General features: G+C 43.8%; 13 protein-coding genes. 5 read left to right on the forward strand and 8 right to left on the reverse strand.

What is annotated here, in order from left to right; all coding sequences use genetic code 11:
* The first annotated feature begins 7 nt into the window (after positions 1-7).
* The 5 genes from BEL04_RS11060 to BEL04_RS11070 are packed head-to-tail and all read left to right on the forward strand — an operon-like array spanning position 8 to position 3,674.
* Positions 8-736, forward strand: coding sequence for a thioredoxin domain-containing protein (locus tag BEL04_RS11060; protein WP_066003713.1), 729 nt, complete (start codon positions 8-10; stop codon positions 734-736).
* 6 nt (positions 737-742) lie between these two features.
* A complete protein-coding gene (locus BEL04_RS11065; RefSeq protein ID WP_066003714.1) occupies positions 743-2,353 on the forward strand; it encodes an arylsulfatase in 1,611 nt (536 codons plus the stop codon).
* 19 nt (positions 2,354-2,372) lie between these two features.
* Positions 2,373-2,546, forward strand: coding sequence for a hypothetical protein (locus tag BEL04_RS24285; RefSeq protein WP_175404058.1), 174 nt, complete (start codon positions 2,373-2,375; stop codon positions 2,544-2,546).
* Positions 2,543-2,716 (forward strand): hypothetical protein, encoded by a 174-nt coding sequence (locus tag BEL04_RS24290; RefSeq protein ID WP_175404059.1) that lies wholly within the window; start codon positions 2,543-2,545, stop codon positions 2,714-2,716. Before BEL04_RS24285 ends, BEL04_RS24290 begins: the two co-directional genes overlap by 4 nt.
* Before the next feature lie 4 nt (positions 2,717-2,720).
* Complete coding sequence (locus tag BEL04_RS11070; RefSeq protein WP_066003716.1) at positions 2,721-3,674, forward strand: sterol desaturase family protein; 954 nt, start codon at positions 2,721-2,723, stop codon at positions 3,672-3,674.
* A gap of 381 nt (positions 3,675-4,055) precedes the next feature.
* Here BEL04_RS11070 and BEL04_RS11075 read toward each other — a convergent pair whose 3' ends face one another.
* From BEL04_RS11075 to BEL04_RS24510, 8 genes are all read right to left on the reverse strand, one after another.
* The gene (locus tag BEL04_RS11075) at positions 4,056-4,616 is read right to left on the reverse strand and encodes a hypothetical protein (RefSeq protein WP_066003717.1); all 561 of its coding nucleotides are present in this window, start codon (positions 4,614-4,616) and stop codon (positions 4,056-4,058) included.
* 158 nt (positions 4,617-4,774) lie between these two features.
* Positions 4,775-5,872, reverse strand: a complete 1,098-nt coding sequence (locus BEL04_RS11080; RefSeq protein ID WP_066003719.1) for a S9 family peptidase — start codon at positions 5,870-5,872, stop codon at positions 4,775-4,777.
* Positions 5,873-5,877: 5 nt separating this feature from the next.
* Positions 5,878-7,863 carry a TlpA disulfide reductase family protein gene (locus BEL04_RS11085; RefSeq protein ID WP_066003722.1) on the reverse strand — a complete coding sequence of 662 codons (1,986 nt, stop codon included), beginning with the start codon at positions 7,861-7,863 and terminating at the stop codon, positions 5,878-5,880.
* Between the two features lie 92 nt (positions 7,864-7,955).
* Entirely contained in the window at positions 7,956-9,362 is a 1,407-nt protein-coding gene (locus BEL04_RS11090) for a RagB/SusD family nutrient uptake outer membrane protein (protein ID WP_066003724.1), read from the reverse strand.
* A gap of 13 nt (positions 9,363-9,375) precedes the next feature.
* The gene (locus tag BEL04_RS11095; protein ID WP_254659561.1) at positions 9,376-13,017 is read right to left on the reverse strand and encodes a SusC/RagA family TonB-linked outer membrane protein; all 3,642 of its coding nucleotides are present in this window, start codon (positions 13,015-13,017) and stop codon (positions 9,376-9,378) included.
* Between the two features lie 288 nt (positions 13,018-13,305).
* A complete protein-coding gene (locus BEL04_RS11100) occupies positions 13,306-14,334 on the reverse strand; it encodes a FecR family protein (protein WP_066003729.1) in 1,029 nt (342 codons plus the stop codon).
* A gap of 48 nt (positions 14,335-14,382) precedes the next feature.
* Complete coding sequence (locus BEL04_RS11105) at positions 14,383-15,006, reverse strand: RNA polymerase sigma factor (RefSeq protein WP_066003731.1); 624 nt, start codon at positions 15,004-15,006, stop codon at positions 14,383-14,385.
* A 705-nt stretch (positions 15,007-15,711) separates the two neighbouring features.
* Positions 15,712-15,924 carry a hypothetical protein gene (locus BEL04_RS24510; protein WP_217493636.1) on the reverse strand — a complete coding sequence of 71 codons (213 nt, stop codon included), beginning with the start codon at positions 15,922-15,924 and terminating at the stop codon, positions 15,712-15,714.
* Positions 15,925-15,935 lie beyond the last annotated feature (11 nt).

A 15,935-nucleotide genomic window follows, 5' to 3' on the forward strand; every position in this document is an offset into this window, starting at 1 on the left:
TAAAACCATGAAACAGATCAGACCAATTATCATTGGCTTACTGGCAATTACCTCGGTGGTAAATGCACAGAACAAAAGCGCTATCAGTTTGGAACAGTTTAGTGCAAGCCTGAAACAGGCCGGCAGCAACGCACAGATATTAGATGCCCGCAGTAACGAAGAGTTTTTACAAAACCACATTAAAGGCGCTGTAAATGCCGATCAAAAATCGGCTAACTACCAGCAGTTGCTGGATGGCCTGGATAAAAGCAAACCAACATTTGTTTATTCTATCGCCAATGGCCGCAGCTCGGTATTGGCCAAACAGTTGCGCGACAATGGATATAAAGCAGTTTACGAGCTCCCAGGCGGTTTGGCCAACTGGGTAGGATCGGGATACCCTATCATATCAAATACTAAAAAGGGCTTATCGCTTTCACCGGCGCAATACCAGGAGCTGACCGGCTCGGCCGACCTGGTACTGATCGATTTTGGCTCTAAATACTGCGGCGCCTGCAAAAGGCTGGTACCGGTGCTGGATTCGCTGAAAAACAAAACCGGTTTTGCAGCCAAAGTGATCAGCATCGAACAATATGATAACACCGCTTTGGCCAAACAGCTTAAAATAAACGTGCTGCCTACACTGGTGCTTTATCACAACAAAAAAAAAGTATGGAAAAAATCGGGCTTTTCAACCACTACGCAAATTGAACAGGTGGTAAACAGCAACAAAACCAAACTGGCAAGCGCCAACTGATCTTTAATGACGAATAACAGAAAATATGGTTTGTTGATCGCAATGTCGCTGTTAGCCCCGGGTACTGCCAGGGCGCAGCGGCATATTGCTACTAAGCCTAACATCGTAATTATTCTGGCCGATGATATGGGTTTTGCCGATGCCGGCTGCTTTGGCTCGGAAATACATACGCCTAATATCGACCGGCTTGCAGCAAAAGGTTTAAAGCTAACCCAGTTTTATAACGCCGGCAGGTGCTGCCCATCGCGCACGGCTCTGCTCACAGGTTTATACCCACATCAGGCGGGCGTTGGCGATATGGTTAAAAACTGGGGAGATCCGGCTTATCAGGGATATCTGAATGATCATTGCGCTACCATTGCCGAATTGCTGAAAGCCGGGGCAGGTTACAATACTATTGTATCGGGTAAGTGGCATGTGGGTTTGGTACCATCTGCTTTGGCTTATAACCGTGGTTTCGATCAGTCGTTTACGATGTTGAACAATGCCAGCAGTTATTTTAACTCTGATCCGTTGTTTAACGATGGCAGCAAGATCACTTTTATGTTGAATGACCGGCAGGTATTCAGAAACGACACTTCCGAGTATTTAACGCAGGCCATCACCCGTTTCGCCATCAACTCGCTCGATCGCATCAAGAATGAACAAAAGCCGTTCTTTTTGTATGTGGCTTATAATGCACCGCACTGGCCCATACAAGCCTTGCCGCAGGACATTGCCCGATACAAGGGCAAGTACTTAAACGGCTGGGATGAATTGCGCTGGCAGCGATATCAGAAACTTAGGTCGTTAGGTGTTATTAGTAAAGCCTGGCAGCTTTCGCCGAGATATGAAAAGGTGCCTGATTGGGAAAAACTAAGCGCCGAAGAAAAAGATAAATGGGATACCCGTATGGCCATATACGCGGCTATGATTGACCGGATGGATACCGGTATCGGCCAGATATTGGCCAAAATAAAACAGTTGCATAAAGATAAGAACACCTTGGTACTGTTCATGTCTGATAACGGCGGCAGCGCCGACGATGTAAAAAACTGGAACAACGTGATCCAAAAATCGGGCACGCCGGGTTCGGTTAATTCTATCGACAGTTACGAAACACCCTGGGCCAATGTAAGCAATACGCCGTTTAAAGGCTTTAAAAAGAATACGCACGAAGGCGGCATCGCCAGTCCGTTTACAGCCTATTTTCCCGGAGTTATCAAACCCGGCAGCACAAACAGGCAGGTTGCACACATGATCGATATTTTGCCTACCTGCCTTGACCTGGCTGGTGTTAGTTATCCAAATGAATTTAAGGGTCGCCTGCTTGCGCCCGCACAAGGTGTAAGCCTGAAAGCTGCTTTTACAGGCAAAGCTTTTAAAGATCACGACGCGTTATTTTGGGAACACGAGGGCAGCCGGGCCATCCGCAAAGGCCGGTGGAAATTAGTTGCTGAAAATAACGCTGCATGGGAATTATATGATATGCGGGTCGACCGTTCGGAAACTAATAACCTGGCGGCAGAGTATCCTGAAAAGGCAAAAGCACTCGAAACCGAGTACCTGGCCTGGGCAGCACGTGTAGGTGTACGTAACTGGAACGAATTAAGCAGAACGGCTAAAAAATCAGAATAACAATCAAAAACAATAATCGATGACACTCAATGATGTAAACCTCCTGGGGAAAAAGATACTGCTGGGTATCGTTATCTCCCTCATCCCGCTGATCATTACAGTTGGCGGATTAACACTGATCCGGAAGATATTGACCGATCAGCCGGTACAAACCAAAGTAAGCCATGTAAACCTATCAGCCCAGAAATCATGAAATTAGAAAATCACGTACGGCAACGCATCATCAGGAATGCTGTCCTGAGTCTGTTCATTTATTTGCTGCCGATAGCATTAATGATCGCTACTTTTTATTTCACCGGTCAGCGCCCGTGGCTTAAAAATCAAAAGCCGGTAAAAACTAATCAATTAACCATAAATCGTTAAAATTATGCTCAAATATCTCGAACAAACATACCTTGGGGCCGATGGCCACGGGTTTGTTATTTTTGTATGGACACTGGGTATCCTGGAGTTTTCGTTCGGCCTATACAAAAAGAAATGGAACAAAAACGAACGCTGGGTTGACATTACCTGCTATACCCTGCCAAAACTGGTTATCCGCCCGGCTGTGGCTTACTTTAGCCTAAAGTTTTTACCGCTCGTATTTCCCGATTTTAAAAGTGCATTTAGCTGGGTTCCATTTTTCTGGGGAGCGATTATCATTGCTATAACTGATGATCTCACGCAGTACTGGTATCACCGCCTCCACCACGAGTTGCCCTGGCTATGGCGTTTCCACCGCACGCACCATTCGGCTGATTATATGGGTATGGCAATGGCCAGCCGCCAAAATGTTATTTACTCGTTGTTCTTTTCGCAAACCTATGTTACGGCCACACTGGTTTATATGGGGCTTGGTGTACCGGCGGTGATTGTAAAAGGTGTAAAAAGCGTGATCACCACATTGGCTCACTCAAGCATTCCATGGGACAAACCCTTTTATCAATATAAAATTTTACATCCGGTTGCCTGGGTTTTAGAGCGGACTATCTCTACCCCAGCCACGCACCATGCTCACCACGCAGCCACTACCGATGATGGCGTAGGTTACTACAAAGGCAACTTTGGTAATATGTTTTTTATTTGGGATATTATTTTCGGAACGGCCCATATTTCAAGGCAATATCCTGCGGCTTATGGTATTTCGCATTACGAGGCCGATCCCTGGTATGCCCAATTGGTTTGGCCTATCTTTAAATCCAACGTAGCTGGCAGCGAGCTCGCTGCCGATGGGCCAATGGTGAGGGTAGATTTGAAGCAGGCCGATTTAATAAAAAACGATAGTATTTTCAGCGTAGTCCCAATTGGGGATGAAAAAGAACCGGTTTATATTCAGCACTAAGTAAATAATATAGATAAAGTTTAACGATCTATATTTTGCTATTAGCCTATTTCTTCCAAAAAAAACTAAAAATCATAGTTAAAGGCAATTTTCAATTTCTTTATAAACAAGATTCAAATCTTCAAAAAAGTTCGAGAATTGGCGCGTTCCCGCTACCGAATCAAATTGAAAGCCTCTTAGAGAAATCTGAGAGGCTTTTTTATACCCTCATTTTTTGCCTCAGGAGTTTAAAAGGTTTACTAGTCGGTATACCTCACCATTCTATTCGGTATACTAATCCAGTGTCGAATTAACCACCTCTTTCAACCTCTCACCGGCAACCAGCCATTATAAAAAAGGCTCCAACGCTACGCGGAGCCTTTTTCGTTGATATGGATATTGTCAATACATGGGGTTTGTCTCGGCGACCGTGAATGGACTTAACAAGATACAATCAATGGCGAACAATTCTTTACCGTCGAAACGCAACATCCTTTCGACGGTCTCCGCCGTGTGATCGAGATCGGCCGTTGATTTGACATATGTTTCCCAAAATTTCTCCGTATCTGCCTTTTTGGTCGTCAGACTACCATCAGGTAGGTTGCAACCCTTTTTGTAGTAATAAAGAAAAGGGAGCATTACCGGCTTGCTCACCTTCTTGAGCATGCTTATTAATTCAACGTCCCGATGGAACAGATCAAAAGCTTTAGTCAATGCATCGGTGATAAAGCGGGGCGATCTGTCGCTAAAAGCGACATTGCAGATCGCCCCTTCCTTATTTACCTCGAATTTGGCGAAAACCGTTCCAATCCGGCAATATTTCCGTACCGAATCCGTATCCGGCTTGTAATATTTATCCAGTGCATTCTCGATATGGGTATTGATCTGTTTAAACAGGTCATTCTGCTGTGCGCGAACCCGAAAGTTCAGAATAAGTAATGCCGCTATGAGAAAATATTTCATAAGCAATTTTAACAATTATGAACTACATTTTGTGCCGGACAATCCCATTTTGTAAAAAAGGAAATTATCATCGGTAACCTTATAATCCTTTTTTGGAACAGCATTAATGGAAATTTCAAACATGTCGGTCTTTGCAACCCTTACCTAACTCTTCAATACTATTCAAAATATTGATCAATCCAATGATCAATAATGGATAAGGCTTCAGCATCAAACGTTTCGTTAAGTTGGGCGTATTCCTGAACAGTACAGCTCTTACAATGCTGAAACAAATGGTTTACACCTGGTAGTGTTACGGTGGTCACTTTTTTATTTCCGCCCATTGCCGGATATTTTTTCCAGTTCGTTAAGTTCTGCCGGGCATCAACCATCAAATCCCTGTCGCCATTGAGGGCGAGTATCGGCACTTTAACCTTCGTCAAATAATTTGCAGGATCATACCTGATAAAATACCGATACCATGCACCGGTAGCAGTTTTAGTGTAGCTGTAGACAGGAAAACGAAAGTGATCAAACTGCACATTAAGTGTTTTGAAGTATTCATCATCCGTTTTTTTCCAGGTATCATAAGTTGCAGTGATTTTTTGTCCGAGCAGTGATGAATTGGCATACGCATATACTGTATCGAACATGATATGATTGATCTCGTTTGATCGTTTTTTATTATAATCGGGTAGTTTAGAGCTGGCTACCAGGTCGTCGTTTTGTTTACGCAAGGCGTCTAAGCCACTTGACGCGAGGCCGGCTATGCTGATTAAAAAAGCAACGTCTTTTGATTTTGATGCCACAATCGAGATAACGGCTCCACCCTCGCTATGGCCGATCAATCCAATCTTTTTCGGATCGATCTCTTTGCGGGTTTTCAGATAACTAAGCCCCGCCGTTACATCATCGGCAAAATCGCCGGTAGTTGATGTTTCGTAAACTCCGGTTGTTAAGCCGGTACCTCGATCATCAACCCGTAGCACAGCGATGCCTCTGGCCGATAGGTAAGTGGCGATGGCCGCGAATAACTTGTGTCCGCCCATTGTTCCGTCACGGTCCTGCTTACCGGTTCCTGAAACAATGATTACAGCAGGGCAAGGCTTATGGGTAACAGGTAACGTTAAAGTTGCGCCAAATTTAATCGACCGGTCTGCATTGTCATACATAACACTGTCTGTAGTAAAAACGGTTTCCTGACTGGTTGTTTGGCCTTTTGCACCTAAGATAATAGCATAGAGTGCAATTCCGAGAAATAGTATCCGGCTTTTCATTTCGTTTAATTGACTTTTTTGGTGGCTTCAACCATAGCAGCTATTTCGTCGGCCAGTGCGCTGGGGCTACCTTTATATCCCACTGCTAAAAAACGGAGCCTCCCGTTTTTATCAATGATCAGTTTCTGAGGGATGCCAGATATACTGAAAGCTTTGCAAATACTATTATAAACCTCTTCGGTCATGCTCCCTCCCTTTAGTTTGTTATCGAATAAAACATGAAAGGGATAGTGATTATCTTTAATAAATTGATTTATCTGTGCTTTATAATCCGGTGCCCGCTCTTCGGTATCGACAAAATAGAACTCCACATCAGGGTCATTCCTGTATTTCTCAACGGCTAATTGCATACCTGGGAAAGATGCTTTGCAAGGTACACACCAGGAGGCCCAGAAGTCCATAACCAGGGTTTTGCCACGCAGATCTTTAAACCTTATCAATTTGCCGGAAGCATCGTACATATTCCAATCGGGCATTTCTTTGTTCAGCATTTCCAATTTGGCAGTTGACGCCTTGGCTTCCGCTGCATTTTTTAATGACTGCAGGTAATTATCAAAGCCATCTGCTGATTTATACTGATGAATATAATTGTCCTTAATCAACGCGATCATTTCCGGCGAACTTTGATTTTCATACATGCTTTTGATTAACACCTCGTCAGTTTCTGCTTTTCTCCCCTGATGGTTCAGTAAAAAAACTTCATCGTTGTTTAACGCCGCTTTTTTATACCCTAATGTCTGCTGGGCCTGTAGCGCATATTGAAGGGCTTCATCATATTTGCCGATGTTTTTCAATAAGTTGACATGCGTAATCAAAAATGAATTAGCCATATCATTTTCAAACTGCTTTTTCCACTCCGAAGGGGCCAGGTACCAATACTCGCTTGGTTGCTGATTGCGGAACGTCTCCATTTTATCAACCAGCATCTTGGCGTAAGGAAAAAGCTTTTCATCGGATTCATCTTTCCGGTTATGAGCTATCTGGATGATTTTATAATAAACTACGATGACAGCATAGTAGGGCATCTGGCCGATATATCGGTTTAATACGTCAAAATTCTTGTTCATGGCATTCAAAATGATGATGTTTTGATAAACCGCAGCGTACGAAATCCGGTTTTCTTCATCAAATGCCGGGTCGGCTGCTGACTGTGGAAAATCAACCAGGAACTGTTCTGACAAACTTATTTTTTTGGCAAAATCGCGCTCGCCGTTTAGCTTCTGATAGGCCCGTAAAGCGGCAATACTCCCATGTGGGAATTCAGTCGCCATTAAGTTGTCCAAAGAATCGGCCGGGGCTTTTTGCCGCAGTACTGTTGAATAGATCTCCCGCACCCGCATCAGGTTTTTTTCCCCGCCGCGCTGGGATAAAAAGGTGATGGCATTGTTTATCCTTTTGATACCTGCCTGTCCCTGGTAAGCATATATACCTTTGGCAAAAGGTACCGCCAGTTCTTCGCTGGATTCTTTCGGGTGCCGTGTGATTTCGTTGTTCATCCAATAATAAAAGGCCGTATCCGTTATTTGAGGGTTTTTAAAATAGCCGGGTATGCCATAACCGAAACGTTTTGCCCTCAGCAAGCCCCAGGCCGCATAGGCACCCGGGGCATTGTACATGCCGCCGGCGGGATCCCCCAGCATAATTACATAACTCTTGTCGTGGTTATTGTCTGTACTATCGCCTGCCATAAATTTAAAAACGGCAGCGCCGCAATCTTTAGCAAGAGGTAGCGCAGCATTGAATTGTTCTTTACCAGTGGGTTTTAAAGCCAGGTCGATCGTTTGCCATTGATAGTTATTATACAGGTAAACAACTCCCCTGATATCTTTTTTCCCCTGAAGCGGCGTGCCTGCCGGGCTGTAGCTAATGGCAAGGGTTTGCCCCGGCAAAGGGCGCTGCGGTTCATAGGTCAGGCTCTCTTTAGGCTGCGCATAGGCCTGACACAACAGGGTTAGCGCAAAGAGTGTAAAATAGGGTTTTAAATATTTCATTTGAAGACGTTTTGACAATATCAATATTTCTACAGCGGTTGACAATCAACCCGACCTGCATACGGCAGGCCGGGAAGAATTAACTGAACTGATTATGGGTTCTGAACTATTTCGGGGTTAAGCCCGATAAGGTAGCCAGCTATCTGGAAAGTATACTTGTTACTTGTTGGTTCGAGGGTGTAGGTTATGCCCGCATAGGTACGGGTATACGTTTTTTGAAACTGGGCTTCACCCTTTAGACGACGCATATCCCACCAACGCAACATCCGGCAAAAAAACTCGCGATGGCGCTCATCAATCACTTTTCCTAAAGCGTCGGCTGCGTTGGCTGCAGTAAGGTCAACGTAATCAACTGCTTTAAAACGTTTTTTACGCAGGTTATTTACCCACAGCATGGCGTTGGTTACATCGCCTGCGCGAGCGTAGGCTTCGGCCTTGATCAGCATCATTTCCGGCACCGACGGGCCGATATTACGAGCCTCATTCAAGGCTTTATCTTTATAAAAAAACCGGCCGCCGGCTGCCGTGTACGACGAAGTAATTACACTTGGTAAACAGGTAAACAGGTTATACCGCTGGTCTTTTGTTCCTAATAGCGTTAGTAGGTCATCACTCAACCGAATAACAGTCGGGGAAAAGGGCACGCCGCCGTACGGAACTTTTGACAATAATATTTCCGGATCGGATTTTCTTAGTGGATAATTGGCCGTCGATACCGATGTCAATCCACCGAGATCGTTCAATGTAGATTTGATAGCTAAAGCACTATCGGCATATTTAGAAGCGTTAGCATAATCATTCATATACAGGTAACACCGCGCCAACTCGCCGTAAGCGGATGATTTTGACGGAATGGTATTGAACGTTTGTGTTGCCAATAATGATGGTACGGCTTTTTTCAGGTCACCGATGATCTGATCATAAACAGTTTGTACCGGTGTGCGCACCAGCGATTGCACCGTGGTTTCGGTTAACAGCAAAGGGACACCCGGATCTGCTGCGGCGGTTGCCGGGTTATAGGGTTTTGCGTAAGTGTTGATCAGCATGAGGTAAGCATCGGCACGGTGTACTAATGCTTCAGCAATCAGTTCAGCTTTATCGGCATCTGTCCCGCCGGTGCTGCCGGGTACTTCGGTAGTGATGGTGTTGCAATAGGCGATTGTGTTATACATTGCGTTCCATTCGTAATCGGTATAGGCCGTACTGGTAACTGGGTAGGCGGCCTGCCAGGTGTAACTATTGGCAAACCACGCATAAGAAACACTGGCGGAGAGGGCCAGCTGCTGCGTGCTTCCGTCTGCAATTCCCGCGTCATCAGATGCCAGGTCACTCATGCGCGGACCTGTTTCATAGGCGGATGTATTATTAAGCAAGTAACGGTAGTTGGTGATATCCTTTGGCGTTAATTGCCCCTGGGTTTTGATATCTACATATTTCTCGCAACCGGCAAACAACAATATTGAGACGGCGGTACCTAAATATTTATATAATGATTTCATGGTTGATCAACTGTTACAGGTTTACATTTAATGAAAGAATGTATGAGCGCGCTGCCGGCAGGCTGTATGCCCGGTCGAGGGTGTTCACAAAATCCGGATCGTAACCTTGTTTGTTGGCTGTCCACAGCAAACCAAGATTACGAACCGCAAAATTTACGTTCGCGGCCTTGATTTTAATTTTATTGATCAGGACCGTAGGCAGCTGGTAACTTAACGACAGTTCGCGCAGGCGTATATAATCGCCTTTTAAGACATTGATGTCGGAGTACTGGTAACGCACCAGGCTTGTATTAATAGCAGTTGCCGTGCCGTTTAATCCGGGAACGTTGGTGCTGGCTTCGTCGCCGGGGTTTTGCCACCTCTTGGCAATGTCGGCGCTCAAATCGTATTTAACCGCGTAGTTTGATGTTGTGTAACTTCCGATACTCGGTTTTAAGAAAACATTGCCGAATTGATAAGTGGCCAAAGCATAGAAGGTAAAATCCTTAAAACGTACCGAGGTATTCCAACTGCCGTAATAAGGTGCTATACGGCGGCCGGCATATTTTAAAGTACCTAAAGTGGGAATAGCTGCAGTAGTGGACTTAATAATACTCCCATCTTCCGCGTATACCTGGGTGAGTCCGTTTGCATCTAAACCTGCGTTCCTGAAAACCAATATCTTATCGGTCGGATAGCCTGATAAATAGGCGATACTTACCGGATTTGCATAATAACTTGTGGTGGCAAATGCCGAACTGGTATATTGTTTAGTATAACGGTCATCTTCCAAAGTATTGGTGTTGTACGAAAATACCCCGCCAATGCTCCATCTCCAGTTTTTGTTAGTGTAAGCGATCCCGTTCAGGCCTACGTCAACGCCCTTACCGGTAAGGTGGCTGGAGTTTTCAACGACGATACCGTTGTTGATGTTGCCTGTATAGGTATTGTTTACTGCAAAAGACGCCAGGATGTCTTGCCCGTCCTTTTTATAAAAGTCAACAGAGCCGTTAAGGCGGTTATTCAGCAAAGAAAAGTCTGTTGCTAAATTCGTAACATAGGTTTTCTCCCATTTAAGCTGTGGGTTTGCAATAAAGATGATACTTGAATTAGGCAGCCCCGTGGTTCCGTCTGTCCCGATAGAGATATAGGTAAACGGATATACCGTAGTAGATATGTTACCGTTAATACCATAGGTGGCCCGTATATCGAGATGATTGACCCATGTTAAAGGTTTCATAAACTGCTCGTCGCTCAGGTTCCATTTTAAACCACCCGACCAGGCCGGTGTTGCGCGGTATTGCCTGTCTAAACCAAAGTTATTGTAGTCATCATAGCGAACGCTGCCCGTTAAAACATACTTACCCTTATAAGTATAAGCGGCGTTGCCATAATATGACAAATAACGGCGTGTTTTATCGCCTTGTGAAGTAGGGGAAGGCAAATTTGAATTAAAGCCGGCTATGGTTGCATAACCTACATTGGTAGCCGAAGTGGCGCCCGCATTAACACCTGTACTTAAGCCCGAAGACAGATTGTAGCCGTAAAGCGTTTCCAGACCCTGGCTTGCCTGGGTTTCGCGAATTTCCGTTCCTGCTAAAGCAGTTATCTGGTGGACTTCGGCAAAAGTGCGGCTATAATCCAATTGCCCCCGTACAGTATAATTGTCGTTGCTGGTATTCACTAAATTTAATATGCCGCCATTGCTAATCCCGATACTATTGGTCGAAGCTGCGGGAGCTGTATAATAGTTGATAAAATTGCGGAAGTAGTAGCTATCCGGGTTGTAAAATACCCTGGTTGCGCTAAACGTCCTTTCCGTAGCGTACAGACCCGAAGCCGTCAGTCCTTTAAACAGGGGTACCCTCAGATTCAGTGTAGCAGTATAGTCGTTATCTTTTTGTGTATTATCATTATTGTTTAATTCATTTAAAGGGCTGTATTGCCAGTTAGGGCGTGAAGCCGAAAGCGTTGCAGTATACGATGAGGGCACAATATAATCATATGCCAAATTATTGCCGTTGGCATCCTTTAGCAAGCTGTATGGCATTAGCGTCCCTTGGGATGGCGTATATAACGAAGAAAGCGAGATGCCATCGTTGATATATTTAAAAAACGACCCCTTTACATTTACAGACAGGTCGGCAACTTTAAGAAGTTTCCAATTGTGCGACAGATTGAGGGTTAGCCTGCTTGCAGAGTTGCCTATTGCATTTGGCAGTTCTTTACTGTAAGACGCCGAATAATAATAATTGGATAGGTCGTTCCCGCCGCTTACCGACAAATTGTACTGCTGGCTTTGTGCAGATTGAAGCAAGTATTTCGATATTTGCGAACGGTTATCTATGGCACTCAACTGGGCCGCCTGGGCATCGTATTGTGCTTGGGTAATGGTACCGGCAACCAATTGCTGGGCCAGCAAAGTACCCTGGCTTCTGACATTCACGGCAGCATAAGCATAGGAGGCATTGGTCGCGTCGGTCGCAAATCCTCTCACCACCAGTTCTTTTTCGTAGTTAAGCTCCTGGGCCGATGTCATGGTTTTGAGGTAAGCCAGATCCGGCTTTTCGGAAAGCGAAAAATTGGAAGAAAAACTGATCTTTGGCACAGCGCTGTTGATCCCCTTTTTAGTAGTGATCACAATTACGCCGTTTGCAGCACGTATTCCCCAGATTGATGCAGCTGCCGCGTCTTTCAAAAAAGTCACGTTATCGATATCGTTAGGATTGATGGCAGACAGGTCCAAATTACTTACTGCTCCGTCAATGACGATCAGTGGAAAGCTTTCTGCTGAAAGCGTGCTGTTGCCCCTGATCGTCATATTGTAGTCGTTGGCACCTATGGTCCTGGTATTGCCATTTAATGCCTGTTGGGTGTTGTTATAATCAAAGGTCCTGTCGCCGGCGGTAATAGCGACCTGCAGCCCCGGGACCATACCTTCTAAACGTTGGATAATGTTCGGAACCGGAACTTTTTCAAGATCTTTAGCAGTTACCGCAGAGAATGCGCCGGCACTACGTTCCTGTGGGATGGTTTGGTAACCGTTAGATATGATAGCCACCTCTTTAAGCATCCCGGATACGTCGCGCAGCATTTTAATATGAATGGTTTCCTGGCTGCCCACAGTTACCTCCTGGGTGATATAGCCAACAAAGCTTACCATCAGTACATCTTTATCACTAATGCTGGGTACGTACACATAACCGTCCTGGTTAGCCTGGAATGTTCCGCGGGCCGATCCTTTTACAGTTACGTTGGCAAATGCCAGCAATTCGCCATCTACGTCGGTAACGTATACTTTTAAAAAATGCCTAACGGGCATGGGTGTCTCGACCTGCGAACCCGTTTTCATAAGCGGCTTTTTAACAATCATAATACTGTTGTTGAGCTGTTTATACGAGTAAGGCGTGTTATTAAAGATGAGATCAAGTGTTTGTCCAACTGTTCTTTGCGCTGAACTTAAGTCAACATTGGGCATCGTCTTCACATCTTCGCTCCGGTATACAAACCTGAACGGTGTTACCAATTCGATCTTTTTAATAACCGATTCAAGGGGTTCGTTTTTGAAGCCAATAACGATATTTACGTTATCGGCGCTCTGTCCCTTAACAGCAAAGGCCGATAGTAAATTAATGCTTGCTGTCAACAAGATTACGGTACATAAACTTATACGCATAATTTTACGGATTACATGCGGTGATAATATGAGAGCTTTCCCGGTGTACAGACGCCACCGGTCGCTTCCTGCTGATTGTGCAGAAAAATTCATAAATTTGATTGTTTTAAGTGATCCTCGAAAAATTGTTTAAAACGGTGTGTATCCGGTTGCCGCCGGATGCAGACATGCATAAACTCTCTGTTAAAAGCAGAGAGTTTTTTTGTGGGGCTTAATTTTCGTACATTTTTTTCATTTAAGTGGGGTTTAAGTTTAGTTATAAATTAGGATATGAGTTTGTTTACTATTTTACTCTGCGCAACCCGCGCCACTGATAACGACCTGACCCTCAGTTGATGTGGTATAAGTGGCGTTATTAAAGTCGCAGATCACGCGTAAAATATCTTCGAGTTTTTCGCCATGAATAAATGTGCCGGTGAAACGGCACTTCTTCACGTTTTCGCTCGAAAAGCGAATTTTAACATTAAAACGCTGTTCGAGTACTTTTGCTGCCTGTTGCATCGTCATGTCGTCTAAAAACAAATCCCTGGTTTGCCACTCGATGGTTTTTGCAGAATTGACAGGCAGCTGAACGATGCTGTTATCTTCTTTGTTATAGGAAAGTTGATGATCCGGGGTAATTACGCCTAAAACTTTGGCATTATCGCTTACGCTCACTTTGCCGCGCGTTACTGTAACAGTTATTTTTTTCTCGTGGTTATAGGCCTTAATATTAAACGCTGTACCTAATACAGTTATTTTAAACCTGCCGGTATGTACAATAAACGGATGGGATACGTCATGCCTGATGTCGAAATATCCCTCGCCAAGTAAGGTAACCTCGCGGGTTGACGAGTTAAATATCCTGGGGTATTTAAGTCTGCTGTTGGCGTTAAGCACAACCGTGCTTCCATCCGCCAATTTGATCAGTTGATGATCCTTTATCATCGGCGTTTCGACCAAATTAATTGGTACAGGATTGACCTGTACAGATTTCATCCTGGTAAAATAAAACCCTGCGGCAGCAAATATCAGTATAGCGGCGGCGGCGGCGACTTTTAGCCAGGCAGGATAACGAAGCAGTTTAAGAGGCTCTGATGCTTTTCCAGGATTCACAATCCGCTGTCTCAAAAGCTGGTATTGTTCATCGGCTTCCCGCTCTTTCGCTTCGTGCCCCAGCAAAATGATCAGGTTTTTGATCTCATCAATTTTTTCGCGCTGACCCGGATTGTCTTTTAGCCAACTCTCCCAATAACGAATGTCTTCGGCGTTTTTGCCCAAGCAATAGTTCAGGAAACTTTCATCCTCGATCAGGCCTGATAAGTCTTTGTCTTGCATGTGTTATTTGCGATTTTAGCAAATAGAGCAGCAAAGCACCTGTTTTCACTATCGGTTTTTGAAAAAAATAAAAAATATTGCTGTTAGGATAGTGATGGCAATAGAAAGAATGCCTAATTGTTCTTTTCCCATAAGCGATCTAAGCTTATCTACAGCTTTATAAATAGTGTTATATACCGTATTGATTGAGACTTGGTTATTTTCGGCTATTTCTTTGTATGATAAGCCCAAATAGAATTTTTGATATACCATATTACGCTGGCTTTGGGGTAATTGACCGACATACTCTTTAAGTATACGGCTAACATTGGCCGATGAAGCATTAATGATATGAACCGCCTCCGCAGAAGGAACCATACCAAACTCCTCTAACTCATTAAGCTTCAAACTCTCGTCTGAGCTAAAACTTTCTTTTCTGTAAAGTTTGCGAAGAAATGCTGTGAGTATATAATTATGATGATTAAGGGTATGCTGAAGGGTTGTGCGATTTTCCCATAAATAAAGGAAAAGATCATTAATGTTATCTTTTACTTTGGTTGCAGGAAATCCCTTTTTTAACCCGATATAACTGAGATAATGAAAATAATGCGTGTAAAGGTCGTAAAAAGCAGGCTCACTTTCCTTTTTTATGAAAGCATTCCATTCTTCCTTTAAGTCCTTTCCTTTCCGCATTTTAAAACACCTTAAAGCGAATATAATGAAAACCTGGGATTTAAAAGATTCTACCCGAAGGTATCGCATGTTATCGACATGTCTCGCAGTAGCTCTTTTTTAATTTTAAAAGGGTGTTAAAGTGCACAATGTATTAACAGAAGTAAGCTCCTTAAACAATAGTTATATGCATATGCTATAATTGGTAATCGCTTTTAAATGCTCCAAAAAGTTCGGGAATTGTCCCGTTCACCTACCTAAAAATCAGGCAGTTACTATAATAGGTAATTGCCTGATTTATTTCTGATCATACGGTGCTCATACACACCAGCCATGCATGAAGTTAATTACAAAATACCGGCTTATAACCGAAACGGATAAAAAACAAAAAGGACCACCGGTCAGATGTTCCTTTTTGCTGAACCAGGTTCATTCTGGCTACTTAATCAACCAGCGGAGTTCTGTTAATTTTTCTCTGCGTTATAAATTGGTAAACCGATCCTGCTATAAATAGTATTAAAATAACAAGCAATGTTTTTGCTATTATAGGGTCTGTTGGTGCCTTAGCCAGCGGATGTCCGATTGGAACACGGGTTAAGGTTTCATTAACCGTAGGAACCCACGATAAGAAAAAACTAAAGGACAAAAGGAAATTCTCGAAAAAACGCGCTTTTGTATTCCCCTTTTTTCTTAAATTAAGTAGGTAAGCTATTACTACCAACACAACTATGAACAGGGCAAAATATGCCCGGCATTGAAACCGCCATGTTTTGATATACCTAATGCCGTTAACGAGGTAATAACCGTTGTATACAAATAGATCTTGCCGGAACTATGCCTTAGGTTTATTTTACCAAACCTGATGTAGGATATCACAGCAGCAATAATGGCTGTTATGCCAATGATCGTATGAAATATCCCTAAATTAGTTAAGCTCATTTTAATAAAAA

Origin of the sequence: Mucilaginibacter sp. PPCGB 2223, from assembly GCF_001705515.1 — a bacterium.
Classification (GTDB): Bacteria; Bacteroidota; Bacteroidia; order Sphingobacteriales; family Sphingobacteriaceae; genus Mucilaginibacter.

Bases quoted from the DNA above. Each gene is read 5' to 3' on its own strand.
- BEL04_RS11105 (WP_066003731.1), bottom strand. From the start codon at position 15,006: ATGCGGAAAGGAAAGGACTTAAAGGAAGAATGGAATGCTTTCATAAAA.
- BEL04_RS11070 (WP_066003716.1), top strand. From the start codon at position 2,721: ATGCTCAAATATCTCGAACAAACATACCTTGGGGCCGATGGCCACGGG.
- BEL04_RS11060 (WP_066003713.1), top strand. From the start codon at position 8: ATGAAACAGATCAGACCAATTATCATTGGCTTACTGGCAATTACCTCG.
- BEL04_RS11075 (WP_066003717.1), bottom strand. From the start codon at position 4,616: ATGAAATATTTTCTCATAGCGGCATTACTTATTCTGAACTTTCGGGTT.
- BEL04_RS11090 (WP_066003724.1), bottom strand. From the start codon at position 9,362: ATGAAATCATTATATAAATATTTAGGTACCGCCGTCTCAATATTGTTG.
- BEL04_RS11095 (WP_254659561.1), bottom strand. From the start codon at position 13,017: ATGCGTATAAGTTTATGTACCGTAATCTTGTTGACAGCAAGCATTAAT.
- BEL04_RS11080 (WP_066003719.1), bottom strand. From the start codon at position 5,872: ATGAAAAGCCGGATACTATTTCTCGGAATTGCACTCTATGCTATTATC.
- BEL04_RS11065 (WP_066003714.1), top strand. From the start codon at position 743: ATGACGAATAACAGAAAATATGGTTTGTTGATCGCAATGTCGCTGTTA.
- BEL04_RS11085 (WP_066003722.1), bottom strand. From the start codon at position 7,863: ATGAAATATTTAAAACCCTATTTTACACTCTTTGCGCTAACCCTGTTG.
- BEL04_RS24285 (WP_175404058.1), top strand. From the start codon at position 2,373: ATGACACTCAATGATGTAAACCTCCTGGGGAAAAAGATACTGCTGGGT.
- BEL04_RS24510 (WP_217493636.1), bottom strand. From the start codon at position 15,924: ATGAGCTTAACTAATTTAGGGATATTTCATACGATCATTGGCATAACA.
- BEL04_RS24290 (WP_175404059.1), top strand. From the start codon at position 2,543: ATGAAATTAGAAAATCACGTACGGCAACGCATCATCAGGAATGCTGTC.
- BEL04_RS11100 (WP_066003729.1), bottom strand. From the start codon at position 14,334: ATGCAAGACAAAGACTTATCAGGCCTGATCGAGGATGAAAGTTTCCTG.